Genomic DNA, 21658 nt, shown 5'->3' with positions numbered 1-21658 from the left:
ACCGATTCGATCCCTGACACCTAAGGAGCCGCTATGTCTTCCATCGCCCGCCGTCTCGCCGTGGGGCTCATCGGCACCGGGGCAGCCGCGGCGATCCTGGCCGTCGCTCCGACCGTGTCCGCCGATCCGCTGCCGCCCAACTGCACCGCCGCGGACCTGGCCGGCATCGCGTCCGGGGTGGCCGCGTCGACCTCGGCGTACCTGTTCACCCACCCCGAGGTCAACGCCTTCTACACCGATCTCGAGGGCTCCGACAAGGCCGCCATCACCGCGGCTCAGGACGAGTACTTCGAGGCCAACCCGCAGGTCGCCGCCGAACTGGCCGGCATCCGGGCCCCCTTGGTCGACGCCCAGAACCGCTGCGGCACCTCGGACACCTTCGACGAACTGCCCTGATCCTCGGCGTTCGCTGACCGCACAACCGAACAACGTCGTGTAGCCGATCCCCGGCGGATGCCCCCTTCTCGTGGGTGCCTCCGCCGGGGATCGGTCGTTTGGGCGTCGGGCTCGCCGTGATCCCGGCCACGTTCCGAGGTGAACTACCGGTAGATTTGCCTGCGGCCGATGATGCGACGGCAGGAACGAGGGGGCGGATGGGTCGGAGCGCGCTACGCGCCGTCGCGGCTGCCGCGGTGGCGCTGCTGCTCGCCGGCTGCGCAACGGTGCACAGCGGCACCGCCATTCGCGACCCGCGGGCGGACCCCCGCACGGTGAACACGGCCCTGCTCGACCCGGGCGACCTGCTCACCACGCCCCGACCGGCGCTGGGCACCGCCGGTGACCGGGCCGCCGGCGCGTTGCTGGAGGCCCGCCGGATGGCCGAGTTCGTGGTCGTGCCCTTCGAGGTGGATGTGACGCTCAACGGCGTGCCGCCGGTCCCCAACGGCCCCGTGGTCAGTCCCGACTCGTTGGGCATGACATTCCTGAACTCCCTGATCCCACCCGCGGTGCACCCGCACGACTTCGTCACGGGATTCCAGAGTTCGGCCGGTACCCGAGCGGCTTCGTTGACCCGCGTCACCAACGTCGTGCTGCGGTTCGCCGACCCCGACAACGCCGCCGCGGCCGCGCGCGACATGGGCGAGGCCACGCTGCAGAACCCGATCGTGGTCAATCCGAGCCCGGAGAAACAATGGCGCGCCGTCCCCCGCGAGGACCGCCCCGAGGTGCTGCTGTACCAATCCGACGGCGGCGGCTGGACCTCGGTGCGCGCCATCACCGCCCACGGCCCCTATGTCCTGGCGCAGCTGACTCAGGACAAATCGGCCGAGAACGCAATCGCTTTGGCGCTGGCCACCGTCGACAAACAGCGCCCCGCGTTGGACCGCTTCGTTCCCACCGCCGTGGATCAGCTCGCCGCGCTGCCGGCGGACCCCACCGGGCTGATCGCCCGATCGCCGGTGCTCCCCGAGGGCCCGCGCGCCCATGCCTCCGGGGTGTACGGCCCGCATGCTGCGCTGAACTTCATGGACGACCCGGTCCGCGATCAACCGCTGTTCGACGACGTCGGTCTGCAGTGGATGCTGCTGTCGATGGCCAACGTCTATCAGACCCGCGACGCCACCGGCGCCGGCCAATTGGCCGACGGCTTCGTCGCCCAAGTGTCCGACCGGAAGTTCACCCGGGCCCAGCCGATCGCCGGGATGCCCACGGCCCGCTGCCTGACCTCGCCCGCGGACGACCCGACGATCCTCGATGGGCCGCTCACCTACTGCGTGGCACCGGTCGAGGAGTACCTGATCGAGGTGACCTCGACCCAGCCCGCCGACGCACACCAATTGGTGGCCGCGCAATACCTGATGTTGGTCGCGCCGTGACCATGCCGACCGGCACGGTGATCGCCGGATACACCATCGAGCGCAAACTCGGCGCCGGCGGCATGGGGACGGTGTACCTGGCGCGGCACCCGTCGCTACCGCGCAGCGACGCCCTGAAGGTGTTGTCCGCCGAGTTCTCCGCCGACCCGCAGTTCCGCGCCCGGTTTCGCCGGGAGGCGGATCTTGCTGCGGGACTGGATCATCCGAACGTCGTGCGGGTGTACACCCGCGGTGAGACCGACGACGGCCGGTTGTGGATGGCCATGCAGTACGTCGAGGGCACCGACGCCGGCGCGGTCCTGGACGCCGGCCCGATGGACCCGGCCCGCGCGGTGCACATCGTCGCCGAGGTCGCCAAGGCGCTCGATTACGCCCATTCCCGCAAGCTGCTGCACCGCGACATCAAGCCCGCCAACTTCCTGCTGGCCGGGCCGGCCGGGCCGGCCGAACGGGTGCTGCTCGCCGACTTCGGCATTGCCCGCGCCGCCGACGACGCCACCCGCCTGACGGCCACCGGATCGATGGTCGCCACGGTGGCCTACGCGTCACCCGAGGCCGTGGAGGGCCGGCCGCTGGACCACCGCTCCGATCTGTATTCGTTGGGCTGCGCGCTGTTTCGGATGCTCACCGACCGCACCCCGTTCCAGGGCGTGGGGCCGATGTCGGCGGTGATGATGGCGCACGTCATGCGCCCGCCGCCGCGGGTCAGCGAGGTGGCGCCGTGGGTGCCGCCGGGCTTCGACGCGGTGATCGCGACGGCGATGGCCAAGGATCCCGCCGCCCGTTACCAGAGCGCCCGCGACCTCGCCCTCGCCGCGCAGACGGCGTTGGCCGGCGGCCAACCGGCGCCACCGCCACCGCCGCCCGACACGCCGGCTGCGGCCTATGGCGAACCCGCGCCGAGTTGGATGACCGACGCCACCCAGACCTATCCCAGCGGGTACTACAGCGGGCCGCACACCCACCCGGGCCCGCCGCACGGGCGTCCTCGCCGCCGTCGCCGCGGCCTCTGGCTGACCGCCGGGGCGCTGGCGTTGGTCGCGGTGGTCGTCAGCGCGGTGCTGCTGATCCCGCGCGGCGAGGACCGCACCCCGTACCCGGCGCAGATGTTCGCCCACACCTTCGGCGCCACCCGCCTCGATCAGCGGCCCACCGCCGTCGCGGCGCTGGGTCCCGGCGACGCCGACACGGCGCTGTCGCTGGGGGTGCAACCGGTGGCGCTGCTGGCCCCCGGCGGCACGGTCCCCGGTTGGCTGCGCACACTTTTCGACGACGAGCCCACCCTCCTGGCGACCGCCGACCCCACCGCCATCGCCGCGGCCCACGCCGACCTGATCATCGACACCGGCATCGGCCTCGACCGGCAACTCTACGACCGGCTCGCGGCGGTCGCACCGACGATCACCCGGCCCAATACCAGCGGGCTGCCGTTCACGCCGCAGCTGCAATTGTCCTGGCTCGGCGGCATTCTCGGCGAGGGCACCCGCGCCGCCGAGGTCGCCCGGGAACTCGGCGCCGAGCAGTCCGCACTGCGTGCCGAGAACCCGGAGTTCGCCGACAAGACCGTCACGGCGTTCTACTTCACCTCCTCGGGTCTGTCGGCCGCGCTGGCCGAGTCGCCGGCCGGCGCCTACCTGACCAGCCTGGGCTTCACCTACAACTCGAAGCTGCCCGGCCGGCCCGACGGCGCCCCGGAGATCCCGCTGCACCCCGACGCGCTGTTCGGCTATCCCAGCGATGTCGCGGTGATCGTGCGCACCGATCCGGCCGCCGGCAACGGCGCCTTCGGTGGGCTGCCCGATACCTTCAGCGCCTACGGTGGCGCTCAACTCGTCGTCGACGAACCCGATGTCGTGGCCGCCCTGGCCGGTGCGGGCCCGGCGGCCACGCGCTACCTCAACGACACCCTGGTACCGCAATTGCAGGACCGCCTCGGATGAGGGCGGCCGTAGACTCTGCCGAATCGAACGCCGGAAGGGGGACACCGCGGTGACGGTGCGAAAGCTGCGCTCGGCAGCGCTGACGGTGACGGCGGCGCTGCTGCTCGGCGGGTGCGCGAGCACGGTGAGCGGTACCGCGCTGCGCCACCCGGACTTCGATCCGCAGGCCGCCAATCCCGCCCTGCTGCAACCCGGCAACTACCCCACCACTCCGCGGCCCGCACTCGGCCCCGCGGGGGCCTCCGGTCACCTCGTGGAAGCCCGCCGGATGGCCGATTACACGGTGCTGCCCTTCCAGGTCGATCCCGCCCTGGTCAAGAGCAGCGGCATGGGCGTCGGCGTCATCAAGGATGCCGCGGCCGTCGTGAAGGCCTTCCCCGCGCCGATCCCGGCCGGGGCCGACCACAACTTCGTCGCCGGCTTCACCACGCTGGCCGATAACCAGGGCAAGCAGCAGCGCAGCATCCAGAACGCGGTGCTGCGGTTCGCCAGCCCCGAGGATGCCGAGGCCGCGGCGGCCGACATGCATGCCCGCAGCGCCGCGGTGTCCAACATCTTCGACGAGACTCCGCGGCCCACCCAACCGACGGGCGTCCCCCGCTATCCGGACACCCGGGCGGTGACCTGGGGAGGCGGCGGCCAGGAGAACGCCAAGGTGCTCGCGTTCACCCCGCGCGGTCCCTTCGTGCTGGGGCAGTTGACCATCTCGGTGGGCGGCACCGAGGCCGCCGCGGAGACGGTCGCCGCGACCCTGGACCAGCAGATCCCGCTGCTCGACCGGTTCGCGCCCACCCCCGTCGCGGACCTGTCCGGCCTTCCGCTGGACGCCACCGGCCTGGTGGCCCGCACGCTGCCGCCGCCCGCCGATGACCGCAAGGTGTACCAGGGCAGCTACGGAGCGCACGGCATCCTGGCGTTCTCGAATGCCCCCGCCGTCGACGCGCGGGTGTTCGAACAGGCCGGGGTCACCGAGGCCGTGATCGGACGCACCACCACCTACGCCGCGCGCGACGCCGACGGGGCCGCCTCGATCGTCGACCAGTTTGCGAAGACCATGGCGGACAACGGATTCGAATCCGCCGAAGCCGTTCCGGGACTGCCCGGGGCGCGATGCCTGCAGCAGCTGCCGCCCGAGAAGTCCCGCGGCACCCCGCCGCGCTTCTACTGCACCGGCACGGCCGACGAGATCGTCTTCGAGGTCTCGGCCGGTCAACTCGCCGATGCGCATCAGATGGCGGCCGCGCAGTACCTGATGCTGACCGCCGAATAGCCTGCCCGACCCACCCGGAGGACCGATGAACGACGCTGGACCGCAGTGGCCCGACGGCAGCGTGCCCCCGACCCAGGGCTGGCAGCCGCCGCTGCCGCCGACCGGGCCCTATCAGCCCGGCCCGCCCGGCCAGCACCCGCCGGCTCAGCCACCGCCCGGCTACTACCCGCCGCCGCCCGGCCCCTACCCAGGCACCTACGGCCAACCCCAGTGGCAGCCCGGTGGATATGGGCCCCCGCCGGGGTTCCCGATGGGTCCGCCGCCGCGCCGCCGGCGCCGCACCGGGCCGATCGTCACCGCCGTGGTGGCCGCGGCGCTGATCGCGGTGGGCATCATGGCGTTCTGGGCGCCCGGATTCCTGCGCACCGAACAGCTCGACATCAACGCGGTCCAGGACGGCGTGCGGCACGTGCTGACCGACACCGCCGGCGGCTACGGCGCGGGCGAGGTGACCGACGTCCGCTGCAACAACGGCGCCAATCCCACCATCGAGTCCGGCGCGACCTTCGGCTGCGAGGCCACCATCAACGGCACCCCGCGCCAGGTCGAGGTCACCTTCGCCGACGACCGCGGCACCTACTGGGTGGGCGCGCCCACCTGAGGAGCCTGGACGACGGCGATATCGTGGCCGGGTGACGGGGACCATCGGCATCGGCTCGGTAGTGTCCGGCTACCGGATACAGGGCAAGCTCGGCGCCGGCGGCATGGGCACCGTGTACGCGGCGGCCGATCCTGAACTGCCCCGGCTCGACGCGCTGAAGGTGATGTCGGCCGAACTGTCCGCCGATCCGGAGTTCCGGGCCCGCTTCCGGCGCGAGGCCGACATCGCCGCGAGCCTGGATCATCCCAACATCGTCTCGGTGTACGACCGCGGCGAGTCCGCCGAGGGGCGCCTGTGGATCGCCATGCAGTTGGTCGACGGCACCGACGCCGACGCGGCCCTGCGCGCGGGCACCATGACCCCGCAGCGCGCGGTGCACATCGTCGCCGCGGTGGCCGAGGCCCTGGACTACGCGCACTCCCGGCGGGTGCTGCACCGCGACATCAAACCCGCCAACTTCCTGCTGTCCGGGCCCGTCGGCCCCGAGGAGCGGGTCCTGCTCAGCGATTTCAGCATCGCCCGCGCGGCCGACGACGCCGGGATGACCGCCACCAACGCGGTGATGACGACCATGGCCTATGCGGCCCCGGAGGTGCTCGACGGCCGGAACGTCGATCACCGTTCGGACCTGTACTCGCTGGGTTGCGCGCTGTTCCAGCTGCTGACCGGGCGCACGCCGTTCGCGGACGCGCCCAGCATGGCGGCCCAGGCCATGGCGCACCTGCAGCGCCCGGCGCCGCGCCCCAGCGAGTTCGCGCCGCTGACACCGGCTTTCGACGCGGTGGTGGGAACCGCGATGGCCAAGGATCCGGCCCACCGCTACCCGTCGGGTCGCGCGCTGGCCGCCGCCGCGGCCGACGCGTTGCACCGGCAGGCCCCGCCGCAGCCCCGCTTCACGCCGCCGCCTCCCCCGCCGCGGTCACGCACCGGCGTGAAACTGGCCGCCGCGGCCGGCGCGGCGCTCCTGGTGGGTGCCGGCGTGTCGGCCGCCGTGGTGCTGCGCGACGACCCGGCACCCGCGCCGAGCGCCGCACCGACCACTGCCGCCCCGGCCCCGGCGGCCGTCACCCTCGCCGACGCCGACCTGCCGGACGCGCTGCTGCCCGCCGAGGAGATTTCGGCGGTCATGGGCATCCCCATGCAGGCCAGCGGTTCGTCCGGCGGGTTCTACAACGACCGGTTGATCAACGTTCCCGAATGCACCGCCGTGATGTACCCGGCGCAGCAGTCGGCTTTCCAAAACAGCGGCGCCACAGCACCCTTCACGCAGGTGGTGAATCCGGTCGACACGCAGATCAAGGCCAGCGTCGTGCAGAGCGTGATCGCCTTCGGCACCGCCGAACTCGCGCGCAGCTTCGTGGACCGCCAGGCCGGGCTGTGGCCGGGCTGCGCGGCCAAGACCGCCCAGGTGTCGAAGGGTTCCGGCGAGCCCACTGACGACTGGCGGCTGGGCAACACCGCGCGCACCGACGAGACGCTGACCGTGACCAACAGCCGGGTCGGCAGCGAGGTCACCTGCCAGCGCGCGCTGCGGCCCGTCGCCAATGTCGTCGTCGACGTCAACGCCTGCCTGACCGGGGCGGTCGGCGACCGCGCCGACACGCTGGCCGGACAGATCGCCGACCAGATCTCCAGCGGTAACGGTGGGTGATCGACGAACTTCATGCCAGCATGGAGGTTCGTCGCGATAATCGACTGACCGCCCTCGGGTGCCTCGCGAGGCCCCGAGCTCACAGAGGAGCAGCGCGCATGTCAACTCTCAACACAAGCTTCCAGGAGTACTTCGAGGCAGACATCGCCGCGACTCAGGCGTATTTCGACAGCCCCCGGTTCGAGGCGGTGACCCGGCTGTACTCCGCGCGCCAGGTCGCCGAGCAACGCGGCACCATCCCGTCGGACTTTCCGGTGGCGCGCGAGGCGGCCGCCGCCTTTTACCCGCACCTGCGGGAGCTGTTCAAGCAGAAGAAGAGCATCACCACGTTCGGCCCCTACTCGCCGGGGCAGGCAGTGGTCATGAAGCGGATGGGCATCGAGGGCATCTACCTCGGCGGCTGGGCGACCTCGGCGAAGGGCTCGATCAGCGAGGACCCGGGCCCGGACCTGGCCAGCTATCCGCTCAGTCAGGTGCCCGAGGAGGCGGCCGGGCTGGTGCGGGCGCTGCTGACCGCCGACCGCAATCAGCAGTACCTGCGTTCGCGGATGTCCGACGAGCAGCGCGCCGCCACCCCCGCCTACGACTATCGGCCGTTCATCATCGCCGACGCCGACACCGGCCACGGCGGTGATCCGCACGTGCGCAACCTGATTCGGCGGTTCGTCGAGGCCGGCGTGCCCGGCTATCACATCGAGGACCAGCGGCCGGGCACCAAGAAGTGCGGCCATCAGGGCGGCAAGGTGCTGGTGCCCTCCGACGAGCAGATCAAGCGGCTCAACACCGCCCGCTTCCAGCTCGACATCATGCGGGTGCCGGGCATCATCGTGGCCCGCACCGACGCCGAGGCCGCCAACCTGATCGACAGTCGCGCCGACGAGCGCGATCAGCCGTTCCTGCTCGGCGCCACCAACCTCAAGGTGCCCGCCTACAAGTCGTGCTTCTTGGCGTTGATGCGCCGGTTCCACCAGCTGGGGGTCACCGAACTCAACGGCCACCTGCTCTACGCGCTGCCCGATGCCGAGTACGCCGCGGCCGAGGCCTGGCTGGAACGCCACGGTCTGCTGGCGCAGGTGGCCGATGCGGCCAAGGCCTGGCTCGACGGCGCCGAAACCCTGCTGGACGCCACCTTCGACAAGGTCGAATCGGCCTTCGTGGAGGCCTGGCAGGACGACGCCGGGCTGGACACCTACGGCGGCGCCGTGGGCGATCTGCTCGAATACCGTGAACGCGAGGGCGAATCGGCGGCCATGACGGCGGCCGAGTGGCGGGAGTTCGCGGCCACCGCGTCGCTGTTCTCGGCCCGGGAGAAGGCCAAGGAGTTGGGGGCCGACGTCGCCTGGGACTGCGAACTCGCCAAGACCCCCGAAGGTTATTACCAGGTGCGCGGCGGCATTCCGTACGCCATCGCCAAGTCGCTGGCCGCGGCCCCGTTCGCCGACATCCTGTGGATGGAGACCAAGACCGCCGACCTGGCCGATGCGCGTGAGTTCGCCGAGGCCATCCACGCGGTGTACCCGGACCAGATGCTGGCCTACAACCTGTCCCCGTCGTTCAACTGGGACACCACCGGCATGACCGACGACGAGATGCGCGCCTTCCCCGAGGAACTCGGCAAGATGGGCTTCGTCTTCAACTTCATCACCTACGGTGGCCATCAGGTCGACGGGGTGGCCTGCGAGGAGTTCGCCACCTCGCTGCGCCAGGAGGGCATGCTGGCGCTGGCCCGCCTGCAGCGCAAGATGCGGCTGGTCGAATCCCCTTATCGCACACCGCAAACACTGGTCGGCGGCCCCCGCAGCGACGCCGCGCTGGCGGCCTCCTCCGGCCGGACGGCGACCACCAAGGCGATGGGCAAGGGCTCCACCCAGCACCAGCATCTGGTGCAGACCGAGGTGCCCAAGAAGCTGCTGGAGGACTGGCTGGCGCTGTGGGGCGAGCACTATCAGCTCGGCGAGCAGTTGCGCGTCGAGTTGCGCCCGCGCCGCGCCGGCTCGGACATCCTCGAGCTCGGCATCTACGGCAGCGCGCCCGACCCGCTGGCCAACGTGGTGGTGGATCCGATCAAGGACCGGCACGGCCGCAGCATCCTGACGGTGCGCGACCAGAACACCTTCGCCGAGCAGTTGCGGCAGAAGCGCCTGATGGACCTGATCCACGTGTGGCTGATCCACCGGTTCAAGGCCGAGATCGTCTACTACGTGACGCCGACCGAGGACAACATCTATCAGACCGAGAAGATGAAGTCGCACGGCATCTTCAGCAACGTCTACCCCGAGGTCGGCGAGATCATCGTCGCCGACGTGAACCAGCCCCGCATCGAGGAGCTGCTCGCCGCCGACGGCGCGGCGCTGGGCCGGCTGATCCGCAAGGAGGACTGAGCCGGCCCCGCCCGGTTACCGGCCGAAGCCGGCGTCGCGCAGCGCCTGGGCCATCGACCCCGCCGGTGCCGCGGACTCCCGCCGGGAGTTCTTGGCGCGGTTCGGGTTCCGCTGCTCGCCGCGGTTCTTCTGGCCGCCGCCACTCTTGCCGCCGCCACCCTGGCCGCCGCCGCGCGGGTTCGGCGCGCGCTTGCCGGCGGCCGGGGTGTCGTTGAGGCGCAGGCTCAACCCGATCCGCTGCCGCTCCACATCGACGTCGAGGACCTTGACCCGCACCACCTGACCGGAGCGGACCACCTCGTGCGGGTCGGAGACGTAGCGGTCGGCCATGGCCGAGACGTGCACCAGGCCGTCCTGGTGCACGCCGACGTCGACGAACGCGCCGAAGGCCGCGACGTTGGTGACCACGCCCTCGAGCACCATGCCGACCTTGAGGTCGGCCACCTTCTCCACCCCGTCGGCGAACGTCGCGGTGGTGAACGCCGGACGCGGGTCACGACCCGGCTTCTCGAGTTCGGCGAGGATGTCGGTGACCGTGGGGATGCCGAAGTTCTCATCGGCGAAGTCGGCGGGCCGCAGGGACCGCAGCGTCTTCTCGGCGCCGATGATCTCGGCCAGCGTGACCCCGGAGCGGTCCAGGATGCGACGCACCACCGGGTAGGCCTCGGGGTGCACGCCGGAGGCGTCCAGCGGGTCGTCGCCGCCGCGGATCCGCAGGAAGCCCGCGCACTGCTCGAAAGCCTTGGGGCCCAGGCGCGGAACGTCGAGCAGACCCCGGCGGCTGCGGAACGGGCCGGTGTTGTCGCGGTGCGTGACGATCGATTCGGCCAGCGATTCGGTGATGCCGGAGACCCGGGCCAGCAGCGGCACCGACGCGGTGTTGAGGTCCACCCCGACGGCGTTCACGGCGTCCTCGACGACGGCGCCCAGACTGCGGGCCAGGATGCCCGGGGTCACGTCGTGCTGGTACTGGCCGACGCCGATCGACTTGGGTTCGATCTTGACGAGCTCGGCCAGCGGGTCCTGCAGCCGGCGGGCGATCGACACCGCGCCGCGCAGCGTGACGTCCAACTCGGGCAACTCGTGGGCCGCGTAGGCCGACGCGGAGTACACCGAGGCGCCGGCCTCGCTGACCATCGCCTTGGTCGGCGGCTTGGCCCCGGCGGCGCGCATGTCGGCGATGAGCTCGGCGGCCAGCGCGTCGGTCTCCCGTGAGGCGGTGCCGTTGCCGATGGCGATCAGCTCGACGCCGTGCCGGGCGACGAGCGCGGCCAGCGTGGCCTTGGCGACGTCCCACTGCTTCTGCGGCTGATGCGGGAAGATCGCGCAGGTGTCGAGCACCTTGCCGGTGCCGTCGACCACCGCGACCTTCACCCCGGTGCGAAAGCCCGGGTCCAGCCCGAGGGTGGTGCGGGTGCCCGCCGGGGCCGCCAGCAACAGGTCCTTGAGGTTCGTGGCGAACACCGCGACCGCCTCCTCCTCGGCGCGCTGCCGCAGCCGCATCCGCGCGTCGACCGCCGCGGAGAACATCAGCCGCGTACGCCAGGCGAACGACACGACCGACGACAGCCAGGCGGTGCCGGCAGCGCCGGCGGTCATGTCGATGCCGAGGGTGCGGGCCACCATGGCCAGGTAGCCCTCGTCGGCGCCGCCCTCGAGGTTCAGCGCCAGGACCTTCTCCTTCTCCCCGCGCATCACCGCCAGCACCCGGTGCGACGGGCAGGTCTGCAGGGCCTCGCCGAACTCGAAGTAGTCGCGGAATTTCTGCGCTTCCGGGGTTTTGGCGATCTCCTCGGAGGCCGGCGCGGTCCGCAACGCACCCTCGGTCCAGAACTTCTCCCGGATCTCCCCCACCAGCTCGGCGTCCTCGGCGGCCCGCTCCACCAGGATGTGGCGGGCGCCCTCGAGCGCGGCGGCCGCGTCGGCCACCTGGTCGTTGAGGAATCCGGCGGCCTCGGCCTCGGGCACCAGCGCGGGATCGGCGAGCAGCCGGTCGGCCAGCGGTTCCAGCCCGGCCTCGCGGGCGATCTGCGCCTTGGTCCGGCGCTTGGGCTTGTAGGGCAGGTAGATGTCCTCCACCCGGGCCTTGGTGTCGGCGGCCAGCAGCGCCGCGCGCAGCGCGTCGGTGAGCTTGCCCTGCTCGTCGATGGAGGCCAGCACCGCCGCGCGCCGTTCGTCGAGCTCGCGCAGGTAGCGCAGCCGCTCCTCCAGGGTGCGCAGCTGACCGTCGTCGAGGCTGCCGGTCACCTCCTTGCGGTACCGGGCGATGAACGGGACCGTGGAACCCTCGTCGAGCAGGCGGACCGCGGCGGCGACCTGGGTTTCCGCGATGGCCAGTTCCTCAGCGAGACGGGCGTTTACGGACTTCACGGGCAGGCTCGAATTCACCCGCAGGACCCTACCGAACCCGTCCGACAGCGGGGTGGAACGGGCCCTACAGTGTCGCGGTGACGGGCCCCAACCGCTGGCAGTCCGGGGCCGGCGGGTTGCCCACCCAGCGCCCGCAACCACGGCCCGTGGCGGCGTAGGCGGTGCCGGGCCGGTGCGGCCCCAAGTAGACCTGCGCCTTCTCGGGTCCGTGGGCCTGCATGCAGGTGGTGGTCGTGCCGTCGCCGTCGACCTGCAGGCAGACCACACTGGAGTACGGTTCGGCCGGCCACCCGCAGTCGTCGACCTCGAGGGTGGCGGTGACCATGTCGACGCCGGAGATGTGCACCACCTGCGGTGCCGACAGTCGGTAGGTGCACGGCGGCGGCGGGCCCGCGTGTGCGGCGCCGCTGCTGAACGCCACCCCGGTGAACGCCAACAAGATTGCCGAACCCAGGGCCGCGGCCAGCCGAATCATGCCGTCATGGTAATTCGCGGCACCCGCACGCGAGCCCGGAATCGGCGCCGGGATTGCCCGGAACGTGCACAACAGATGTCCCGTCTGTCACAGTGAACCCATGCCAGACACGAACTCGCGCCGCGCAGTCGTCGTTGCCGCCGCCCTGCTGGTGGGTCCGCTGCTCGCGGCACCGGTCGCCCACGCCGACGAGGCGTTCTGGGGTGGTCGCTACAAGATCACCTTCCACACCGACCAGAAGTCGGGCACCAGCGTGGCCGCCTCGCAGCAGGAGACCGCCTACACCGCCGGCTATGTCTTCGAGACGGACTGTTCCTCGGGTACCTGCGTGGCGACCGCCACCGACGGGCCCACGCCGAAGGACAACGTGCCGAAGGCGATGCGCTTCGACTGGACCGGTTCGGTGTGGACGCGGACCAACAACTGGAACTGGGACTGCCTGTTGCCCGACGGAACCATCACGTTCGACCCGGCGAAGTCGGTGACCACCTACACGCCGCAGTCCGATGGGTCGCTGAAGGGCACGTTCGACACCACCATCGCCGACGGGGCGTGCGCGGGCACCGTGGTGATCCCGCTGACCGCGGTGCCCGCCCCGCTGTAGACCGCGTCAGACCGCGGCGCCGCCGATCAGCTCGTTGAAGGTCTTGCTGGGGCGCATCACCGCGGTGAGCTTCTCCGGATCCGGGTAGTAGTAGCCGCCGATGTCGGCGGCGCTGCCCTGCACCTCGTTGAGCTCGGCGACAATCGCGTGCTCGTGCTCGGCCAACGCCTTGGCCAGCGGCGCGAACTGCTTGGCCAGCTCCGCGTCCTCGGTCTGCTCGGCCAACGCCTGCGCCCAGTACATCGCCAGGTAGAACTGGCTGCCGCGGTTGTCCAGCTCGCCGGCCTTGCGCGACGGACTCTTGTTCTCGTCCAACAACTTTCCGGTCGCGGTGTCCAGCGCCTGGCCCAGCAGCTTGGCCTTGGCGTTGTCGGTCTTGGCGCCCATGTCCTCGAGGCTGGCGCCCAACGCCAGGAACTCGCCGAGGGAGTCCCAACGCAGGTGGTTCTCCTCCACCAGCTGGTGCACGTGCTTGGGCGCCGAGCCGCCGGCACCGGTCTCGTACAGGCCGCCGCCGGCCATCAGCGGCACGATCGAGAGCATCTTGGCGCTGGTGCCCAGCTCCAGGATCGGGAACAGGTCGGTCAGGTAGTCGCGCAGGATGTTGCCGGTCGCGGCGATGGTGTCCTGGCCGCGGACCGCCCGCTCGATGGTGTACCGCATGGCCCAGACCTGCGGCATGATCTGGATGGTCAGCCCCTCGGTGTCGTGATCCTTGAGGTAGGTCTTGACCTTCTTGCGCAGCTCGACCTCGTGCGGACGCTCGGTGTCCAGCCAGAACACCACCGGCATGCCCGACGCGCGGGCGCGGGTCACGGCCAGCTTCACCCAGTCCCGGATCGGGGCGTCCTTGACCACCGGCATCCGCCAGATATCGCCCTCCTCGACGTTCTGGCTGAGCAGCACCTCGCCGGTCTCGATATCGACGATGTTGGCGACGCCGTCGGCGGGGACCTCGAAGGTCTTGTCGTGGCTGCCGTACTCCTCGGCCTTCTGCGCCATCAGGCCGACGTTGGGCACGGTGCCCATGGTGGTCGGGTCGAACTGGCCGTGGGTCTTACAGAAGTTGATCATCTCCTGGTAGATCCGGGAGAAGGTGGACTCCGGGTTGACGGCCTTGGTGTCCTTGGTGCGGCCGTCGGCGCCGTACATCTTGCCGCCGAGCCGGATCATCGCCGGCATCGAGGCGTCGACGATCACGTCGGACGGCGAGTGGAAGTTCGAGATGCCCTTGACCGAGTCGACCATGGCCAACTCCGGGCGATGCTCGTGGCAGCGGTGCAGATCCTGGATGATCTCCTCGCGCTGCGAGGCCGGCAGCGTCGAGATCTTGTCGTACAGGTCGGACATGCCGTTGTTGACGTTCACGCCCAGCTCGTCGAACAGCTTCTCGTGCTTGGCGAAAGCGTCCTTGTAGAAGACCTTCACCGCGTGACCGAACACGATGGGGTGCGACACCTTCATCATGGTGGCCTTGACGTGCAGCGAGAACATCACACCGGTCTTGTAGGCGTCCTCGATCTGCTCTTCGTAGAACTGGTAGAGCGCCTTCTTGCTCATGAACATGCTGTCGATGACGTCGCCCTCGTCGAGCTTGACCTCGGGCTTGAGCACGATGGTCTCGCCGTCGGCGGTCTCGAGGACCATCTTGACGTTGCGGGCCTTGTCCAGCGTCATCGACTTCTCGCCGTGGTAGAAGTCGCCTTCCTTCATGGTCGCGACGTGCGTGCGGGAGGCCTGCGACCACTCACCCATGCTGTGCGGGTGCTTCTTGGCGTACTCCTTGACGGCCTTGGGCGCGCGGCGGTCCGAGTTGCCTTCGCGCAGCACCGGGTTCACCGCGCTGCCCAGGATCTTGCCGTAGCGCCGCCGGATCTCTTTTTCCTCGTCGGTCTTCGGGTCACCCGGGAAGTCGGGCAGGTCGTAACCCTTGGCGCGCAACTCCTTGATGGCGGCCAGCAGCTGCGGCACCGAGGCGCTGATGTTCGGCAGCTTGATGATGTTGGCCGACGGGTCCTGGGTGAGGGCGCCCAGTTCAGCGAGGTTGTCGGGCACCTTCTGCTCGTCGGTCAGGCGGTCGCTGAACTCGGCGAGGATGCGCGCCGCGACGGAGATGTCGCTGGTCTTGACGTCGATGCCGGCCGCGCCGGCGAAGGTCTGGACGATCGGCAGGAACGCGTAGGTCGCCAGTAGCGGCGCCTCATCGGTCAGCGTGTAGATGATGGTCGGCTGCTCGGCGCTCATGCATGTACTCCCGGCGTGGTGTAGTCGGTCAGGTCTCGTGGGGCACCGCGCTGTGATCGCGGCTACCCCGTAGTGACGGCTACCAGTATCGCCTGCGGTGGTCCCCCGCGCGCGACTGGGCCGGGATCTACATTAGGCCCCGCTGAGCGCCGGCGGGCGTTCCCGCCGCCGACCGAGCCGGCCGTCGTGCCACTGCGCGACCGAGTGCGCGGTGTGGGCGACGTCGTCGTCGGGGCCGAGGACCTCGTAGGTGGTGGCGAGGTCGTCGGTGCCGTTGATCTCGCACTCGTAGCCGATCCGTGCCGTCAGTTGCCGCACCCAGCGGACGGCCTGCGGCCGTTCGGTGGCGTCGGCGAGCCGCGCGTCACCGAGGACCAGCAGCCGGTCCGGGTCCGCCGAGACGATGGTGTCGGTGACGAACTCGGTGATCTGGTCCTCTTCGACCCGCAGCAGCTTGCGCGACCGCCGCGAACGATCCTCCCGGAAAAGGGATTCCAGGGTTTCGTCGTCGATCACCACCAGGAGCGAGTCGATGTTGTCGCTCAACCGCTCCAGCTCGGCCCGCCGGGCCATTGCCTCGGCCGGCGTCGAGACCGCCGGCGCACCGCCGTAGATCGCGGTGTCACCGCGGCGGCGGAACTCCTCGAGGATCACATCGAGCAGTGGTGTCTGCCGGCCGAGGACGACAACCGCCGGGACGGAACTGCCTGCCGTCAACATAAGCCCTCCTAGCTCATGGGGCCGACGATGTTACATCGGCCCATTTCCGCGAAATAAGACTTCCGAATTTTCGGATTATGCCCTGCGCCATCTCACGAAATTTGAGCAGGCGGCATGTCACCGCAGCCTTTAAGCGACTAGAGATTTCCAGCTGACACAGGGCGCTTCAGTTCGTCGTGCGACACACCCTGTACCCACTGTCCGAGCAGTTCAGAGCGTTGCGTCAGACGCGATCCCGCTTACGCTTGGAAGCAACAGAGCCGTCGTCGGCGAACTTGGCGCGCTTTTCTGCGCGGCGTTCTTTAATTGTCATTTGTGGTTTCTTCTGGCCACGACCCCGCGACTTGTTACTCACTCTTGCGGCTCCTTTTACAAAGCGACAATCATGCTGTATAGGCGACCATACCCGAGAAAAAAATAAAAGCCAGTTGCGCTGCGCCGGGTGCGTCAGCGCCCGCGAACCAGCCTGAACTGCTGGTTCATCATGTCCAGCAACTCCGGGGTCAGCATCCCGCCGGCGTATTCCACCCAGCACCAACTGCGCGCCGGGGCGGTCCCGGCGCCGTCGCTCACCACCCGACCGAAGTAGTGCAGCGGACTGCCGCTGGTGTCGAAGGCGAAGTTGTAGGAAGCGGCGCCCACAGTCGCCTCCAGGGCGGTCATCTTCCCGTTCTCGTCGAAGGTCGGGGTCGCCACGATGTCGCGATGCACGGTGGTGACGCCGTCCTCGAGCAGGTAGCCGGGCCCGAAGTCCAGCCCGTCGCGCCCCTGCCAGAAGCTGCCGCCACCCAGCCGACCGTCGGGGTAGGCGTGCAGCCAGGACATCCACATGCCCTGCAAGTGCCGCGCGACGGGAAGCTCGGTGTAGATCATCCCGGGCGGGCCGTACGCGAAATCCTGGTGGGCATATCCGGACACCTCGACACCGTCGATGATCCCGGTCGCATACATCAGCTCGTGGCGGTAGTGCACCTGATGCTCGATGCCCGGCTGGATCGGAACGTGGGTGATGGCCACGTCGCTCACCGTGCGGCCGTGCAATTCCCAGCGATTCCCGGCGTCGTACCAGTGAAATCCGTCATCGTCCCACTCGAACCGGCCGCTGGGATAGCTGGTCTGCAACCGGTCGCCGCTGTCGGTGTAGGTCAGCGGCTCGAACCAGTCGATTCCGGAGTACTCGCTGAACAGGTGGGTGGCCTCGGCGCCGGGGTGCAGGGCGCGGAACCCGCACACCGGGGACACCACGTGGGTCATCCCGGTCACGAAGTCGTCGGTGCCACGCAGACCCAAATAGTTGCGGCCCGCTTGGTCGCTGACCACCGCACCTACCCAGACGCCGCCGAGGGTGACATCCGGCCCGGGGGTCCATTCGCGTCGGTAGTGATCGAGCGTGGGTGCCTGCCTGGTGACGCTGAAGTCCACTCGATCCAGCACCCGATACCCCCCTGCGTTCGACGCGGCTACACCCGGGAGTATCGGGTGCCGCCGAGCGCCGTGTCAGGCGTTCGGTCGGATCAGCGGTCGTCGCAGCGCTGGAGGGCCATCGCTTCCGCGGACAACTCGGCGTAGCGCTGCAGCAGCGCGGCGGCGGCAACCGGTTCGGCCGAGCATTCGACCAGGTCGAGCATCTTGTGCGCGATGACCGCCGGGGCCGCCGGGGCGACGACGAACAGGATCGCGGTGCGGGAGTGCGTGCCCATCAGGCCGATCGTCTCCCGGTGGACCATCCGGTAGGGATCCACCGAGATGGCCGAACCGTGCTTGATCAGCCGGGACGGCGCCGTCGTCCACAGGACGGGGTCGTAGACGACGCGGTGGATGGATCCGATCCACCGGCTGAAGACGGCCACCAGATCGGGCAGCTCTGATCCCAGGTTGGCGCTGGTGGGCCACCAGGCCCCGTCCACACAGCCGTGCGCCGATCCGGCGCGGGACAGCGCCAGTCGTCTGTTCTCCGCCTTCGCGGGCGCTGTCTTCGCGGGCGCACCCGCGCCGCGAGTCGATCCATCCTTGGTACGCATCGAAGCTTGATGCCCCCATCTGGCCGCGAAACGGCCACGAATTCCAACCTGCGATGACGCGAACGCGGACATTCGTCGCACAAGGGATCGCCGGTGTCCGTAACCCTACCGCACGCTGGAAACCGCGCGCGGCGCTGGATCGGCGGCGACATCAAGTCCGTTGCGCAACAGTGACATTGGCATGTCATACAGTTCCGTAGCCAAACGCAATACGGGCGTAGGGTGGCGGTATCAATCCTCGTCGTCGGACTTGGCCAGCCCGCAGCGCGCCCGGAAGTCGGTCATCGGCTGCCGGATCCCCTCCAACTCGGCCGAAAGTTGCGGGTTCTGCGCCCGCCACTCGTCCGCCTTGGCGCGCCGCCCGTCCGCGGGTTGGTAGCGCAGATCGGAGAAGAACGCATTCACCTCCGGGTGAGCGAATACGTAGGCCGACAACGCGGTAGAGACGCCGGCCTGCACCCGGGCCTGGTCGGCGATCGAGCAACCCGGGGGCGCCGGTTGCGCCGAGGCCACGGCGCCGGAACCGAACAGGGCGGCGCCGGCGATCGCCGCGGCACCTACGGATCGGACGAAAACAGACATTTCCACTCCTCTATTTGGGTCGAGCCACAAGCGATCACCGTGTCGTCGCTAGTTTCCGAACGCGGCGCCGCCGCCGAACTGCATGTCCTCGGTCTCGTTGGGATCGTCGTGGATGAGCTGGAGGTCGTCGTCCCCGCAGGTGTCGATCCCGAGGTCGCAGTACGGGAATTCGACGGGAATCGGAGCGACCGACACCGGGCTGGCACCCGCGACCGGGACCGCCGCGAAGGCGGTGACCAACGCGGCCGCGGCAACGATCGGTATCTCATGAATCGCTTTGCGCACAGCTACCTCCGCCGGTTGGGCCAGTTCACACTGGACACTGAACTTCCCGCGCGGAGAAGAACTCAAACACTGGCCGCGCCGCGGCGCAGTCAGCGGCCGGTGAGCCAGTCGAGGAACTCCGCGGCGGTGAACACCGGCTTGCCGTACTCCTGGGCCTTGCGCGCCTTGCCGGACTGGGTGCCGGCCTCGGCGATCACCAGCACCTCGCACCGGGTTTTGGTCACCGTGCGCACCGGGGACAGTCCCGCCGCGGCGGCCAGTCGCTCCATCTCGTCGCGCTCCACCACTCGTCCGGTGTGATCGAGAGCGGTTCCGGTGAAACAGATTCGGGCCCCGGCCACCAGCACCTCGCCGATGTCGACGCGTGACGGGACCGCCTCGTCCAGGGCCTCGGCCAGATCCTGCGCTCCCAGCAACGTCGAGGCGGCCCGCAATCGCTGAACCACGTCATCGGGCAGCGTCGCCCGGGTGGCCGCCTGTCGCAGCTGGTCGGCCGCGGCCTGACGCGCGGTCCCGTCCCAGGTGGACTCGTCGGTCAGGGCGGCCGGCATCTCGGGCGCCGTGCCCAGCAGCGCGGCGCCAAGCTTTCGGCTGACCCGCAGCAGCGCCGACAGCGCCGGTAGGTGCCGCGCGGCCGGCGTCTCGACGTCGTGGTCGCGGCTGATCAGCAGTCCGGACACCGATAGTCCGGACACCGATTCGACGGGTTCGGGCTCCTCGAACGGCGACGCACCTGCCGATACCGTTGTCCCAGAATGTAGTTCGAGTGCAGACCGAGCCCGTTCGAGTGCGGTGCGGCCGCGGATCGGAGCGCCTTTCAGCTCGATGCCCAGCGGCATCGCGGTGACGTAGCCGAGGCGTTTGAGTTCGAAGTCGATCAGCCCCAGGGTCTCATCGACGGCGACGCCGACGGGGGTGCAGCCGGCGAGCATCGGGGCGATCACCCCCCAGGCTTCCCGCAGGGTCGGGGCCAGCAGGACATCGGAGACGCTGATGCCGTAGGCGGTCCGCGCGTCGGCCAGGTCGCGCTGCGGGTTGATCAGGGTGGAAACCGCGGTGCCGTCGTCGAAGGCGACCGCGAACTCGACGGGGCGGGGCCGCGACATCCGGCCCTCGTCGCCGACGGTGAGCATGCCGATGGCGCAGAATCGGCGCGCCTGGTCGCCGGGGGTCGAACCGCGCAGGAAACGGGTGATGCGCCGGTCGATCTTGAGGTCCTTGGGCAGCACCGGGCGTTTGAGCACCAGGCCGGCCAGCGAAGTGCAGCGGCTCAGCGCGACGTACAGCTGCCCGGTGGAGAACATGCCGCCGGTCAGGTCGACCACCAACCGATCCAGGGTTTGGCCCTGACTCTTGTGGATGGTGATCGCCCACGCCAGCTTGAACGGCAACTGGGTGAACGTGCCGATGACCTGGCGGCGCAGCGTTCCGCCGTCGACCACCGGGCGCGTCGCCTCCCAGGTGAACGGCGCGACGTCGGCCACCGAACCGTCCGGGAACTCGATCTCGACCACCGTGCCGAAGCGGTCGTAGCCGACGCCCACCACCCGGCCGATCGAGCCGTTGACCCAGCGGTCGGACTGGTCGTTGTTGAGCATCATGACCTGAGCGCCGACCTTGAACCGCAGCTCGTCCTCGATCGGCTTGTCGAACAGCGACAGATCGCCGGATTCCTGGGCGCGGTGCAGCAACTCGTCACCCGGCAGCCGCTCGAGGTGCTGCCGGTTGCGGGCCGTGACCAGCCGGTTGGTGGGCGCCAGCGTCAACCAGAACTCGTCGGGCGGCGGCACGAACTCGTTGTCGACCCGCGCGTTGAGGTGTTCCTGGGCGTGCCCCAGCAGGACACCCTCGCGAATCTCATTGAGGATCATGGTCATCCGCTGGTCACCGAGCTGGCGGAACACGGTGGTCAGCGACAGGGTGGGAAAGTCCTCGCGCTCGAAGGCCTTGGCGGAGAAGAAGTACGGGGTGTCGTAGACCGTCGAGAAGTACTGCTGTTCGCCCTCCCCCACCACCGGCGGCAGCTGGTAGAGGTCACCCACCAGCACCACCTGCACGCCCCCCAACGGGGCGCCGGGGTCCGGGCCGAACCGCTGCAGCGCGGTGGCCACCATGTCGAAGACGTCGGCGCGCACCATCGACGCCTCGTCGATGATCAGGGTGTCCAACGATGCGAGCGTCTTGGCGAACCGGCCCGGCCGGTAGACACCGCCGGTGACGTCCGCCAGCGTTGTCGTGGTGCGGAATCCGAACAGGCGGTGGATGGTGTAGCCGTCGACGTTGAGCGCGGCGATCCCGGTGGGTGCGACCACGACGACGTTGCGGTCGGTGCCGGCCATGAAGTGGCGGATCAGCGTCGACTTACCGGTGCCCGCCTTGCCGGTGAGGAACAGGTGTCGGCCCGCGGCCAGCAGGCTCAGCGCTTCCCGGAACTCGTCGGTGAGGACCAGCGGGTCGCCGGCGGGCGCCAGTTCGTCAATCATCGTCGACAAGACTCAGAGCGCCGCCCTTGTGCGCGGCGATGTGATCGGTCTTGTCGCTCTTGATTTCGTACTGAGGTTCGTCTTCGGAGGCGCGGCGGGGGTGGCCCTTGTAGTCGAAGTCCTTGGTGTGGACCTTCGTGATCTTGCCGGAGACGTGACCCGCCTCGGGGTTCCACGTCACGTGATCGCCGACGGCGAAACGCTTCGGCATCGG

General features: G+C 69.7%; 19 protein-coding genes. 8 read left to right on the top strand and 11 right to left on the bottom strand.

All coding sequences use genetic code 11. The annotated features are described in order from the left end of the window. Positions 1–33 precede the first annotated feature (33 nt). The 7 genes from EL338_RS11035 to aceA all read left to right on the top strand — a co-directional run bounded on the left by EL338_RS11035 (position 34) and on the right by aceA (position 9660). Positions 34–396, top strand: coding sequence for a heme-binding protein (locus EL338_RS11035; protein ID WP_126333787.1), 363 nt, complete (start codon positions 34–36; stop codon positions 394–396). A 197-nt stretch (positions 397–593) separates the two neighbouring features. Then, positions 594–1817, top strand: coding sequence for a DUF7373 family lipoprotein (locus EL338_RS11030; RefSeq protein ID WP_126333786.1), 1224 nt, complete (start codon positions 594–596; stop codon positions 1815–1817). A gap of 2 nt (positions 1818–1819) precedes the next feature. Then, complete coding sequence (locus tag EL338_RS26845) at positions 1820–3757, top strand: serine/threonine-protein kinase (RefSeq protein ID WP_126336804.1); 1938 nt, start codon at positions 1820–1822, stop codon at positions 3755–3757. A 49-nt stretch (positions 3758–3806) separates the two neighbouring features. Beyond that, the gene (locus EL338_RS11020) at positions 3807–5027 is read left to right on the top strand and encodes a DUF7373 family lipoprotein (RefSeq protein ID WP_126333785.1); all 1221 of its coding nucleotides are present in this window, start codon (positions 3807–3809) and stop codon (positions 5025–5027) included. A gap of 25 nt (positions 5028–5052) precedes the next feature. Next, positions 5053–5628 carry a DUF4333 domain-containing protein gene (locus EL338_RS11015; protein WP_126333784.1) on the top strand — a complete coding sequence of 192 codons (576 nt, stop codon included), beginning with the start codon at positions 5053–5055 and terminating at the stop codon, positions 5626–5628. A gap of 31 nt (positions 5629–5659) precedes the next feature. Further along, complete coding sequence (locus tag EL338_RS11010; RefSeq protein WP_235666442.1) at positions 5660–7279, top strand: serine/threonine-protein kinase PknH/PknJ; 1620 nt, start codon at positions 5660–5662, stop codon at positions 7277–7279. A 98-nt stretch (positions 7280–7377) separates the two neighbouring features. Continuing rightward, positions 7378–9660 (top strand): isocitrate lyase ICL2, encoded by a 2283-nt coding sequence (aceA, locus tag EL338_RS11005; RefSeq protein ID WP_126333783.1) that lies wholly within the window; start codon positions 7378–7380, stop codon positions 9658–9660. A 15-nt stretch (positions 9661–9675) separates the two neighbouring features. On the opposite strand, the gene EL338_RS11000 is transcribed toward aceA, so the two are convergent. Together EL338_RS11000 and EL338_RS10995 are read right to left on the bottom strand one after the other, a co-directional pair. Beyond that, the gene (locus tag EL338_RS11000) at positions 9676–12030 is read right to left on the bottom strand and encodes a Tex family protein (RefSeq protein ID WP_435404932.1); all 2355 of its coding nucleotides are present in this window, start codon (positions 12028–12030) and stop codon (positions 9676–9678) included. Positions 12031–12094: 64 nt separating this feature from the next. Then, positions 12095–12505 (bottom strand): hypothetical protein, encoded by a 411-nt coding sequence (locus EL338_RS10995; RefSeq protein WP_235666441.1) that lies wholly within the window; start codon positions 12503–12505, stop codon positions 12095–12097. Between the two features lie 100 nt (positions 12506–12605). Here EL338_RS10995 and EL338_RS10990 point away from each other — a divergent pair, with 100 nt between their 5' ends. Beyond that, complete coding sequence (locus EL338_RS10990) at positions 12606–13109, top strand: Rv2253 family sensor-like surface protein (RefSeq protein WP_126333781.1); 504 nt, start codon at positions 12606–12608, stop codon at positions 13107–13109. 6 nt (positions 13110–13115) lie between these two features. On the opposite strand, the gene EL338_RS10985 is transcribed toward EL338_RS10990, so the two are convergent. From EL338_RS10985 to EL338_RS10950, 9 genes are all read right to left on the bottom strand, one after another. Further along, a complete protein-coding gene (locus EL338_RS10985; protein ID WP_126333780.1) occupies positions 13116–15353 on the bottom strand; it encodes an NADP-dependent isocitrate dehydrogenase in 2238 nt (745 codons plus the stop codon). A 132-nt stretch (positions 15354–15485) separates the two neighbouring features. Further along, positions 15486–16073: a hypothetical protein gene (locus tag EL338_RS10980; protein WP_126333779.1), complete on the bottom strand. Its 588-nt coding sequence runs from the start codon at positions 16071–16073 to the stop codon at positions 15486–15488. A gap of 223 nt (positions 16074–16296) precedes the next feature. Beyond that, entirely contained in the window at positions 16297–16428 is a 132-nt protein-coding gene (locus EL338_RS26770) for a hypothetical protein (RefSeq protein WP_258538481.1), read from the bottom strand. Between the two features lie 92 nt (positions 16429–16520). Next, complete coding sequence (locus EL338_RS10975; RefSeq protein ID WP_126333778.1) at positions 16521–17507, bottom strand: hypothetical protein; 987 nt, start codon at positions 17505–17507, stop codon at positions 16521–16523. Between the two features lie 80 nt (positions 17508–17587). After that, the gene (locus tag EL338_RS10970) at positions 17588–18094 is read right to left on the bottom strand and encodes a DUF5994 family protein (protein ID WP_126333777.1); all 507 of its coding nucleotides are present in this window, start codon (positions 18092–18094) and stop codon (positions 17588–17590) included. A 231-nt stretch (positions 18095–18325) separates the two neighbouring features. Further along, the gene (locus tag EL338_RS10965; RefSeq protein ID WP_126333776.1) at positions 18326–18676 is read right to left on the bottom strand and encodes a heme-binding protein; all 351 of its coding nucleotides are present in this window, start codon (positions 18674–18676) and stop codon (positions 18326–18328) included. 48 nt (positions 18677–18724) lie between these two features. Continuing rightward, entirely contained in the window at positions 18725–18961 is a 237-nt protein-coding gene (locus EL338_RS10960) for a hypothetical protein (RefSeq protein WP_126333775.1), read from the bottom strand. A gap of 89 nt (positions 18962–19050) precedes the next feature. Further along, on the bottom strand, positions 19051–21444 hold the full coding sequence (locus EL338_RS10955) for an AAA family ATPase (RefSeq protein ID WP_179967191.1): 2394 nt from the start codon (positions 21442–21444) through the stop codon (positions 19051–19053). Continuing rightward, the gene (locus EL338_RS10950; RefSeq protein ID WP_126333774.1) at positions 21437–21655 is read right to left on the bottom strand and encodes a hypervirulence associated TUDOR domain-containing protein; all 219 of its coding nucleotides are present in this window, start codon (positions 21653–21655) and stop codon (positions 21437–21439) included. The genes EL338_RS10955 and EL338_RS10950 overlap by 8 nt, the downstream gene beginning before the upstream one ends. Positions 21656–21658: the final 3 nt, after the last annotated feature.

Source organism: Mycolicibacterium chitae, from assembly GCF_900637205.1.
GTDB classification, from domain to species: Bacteria; Actinomycetota; Actinomycetes; order Mycobacteriales; family Mycobacteriaceae; genus Mycobacterium; species Mycobacterium chitae.
Note: the sequence above shows the minus strand (reverse complement) of the source record. Positions and strands in the feature narration are given on the sequence as shown.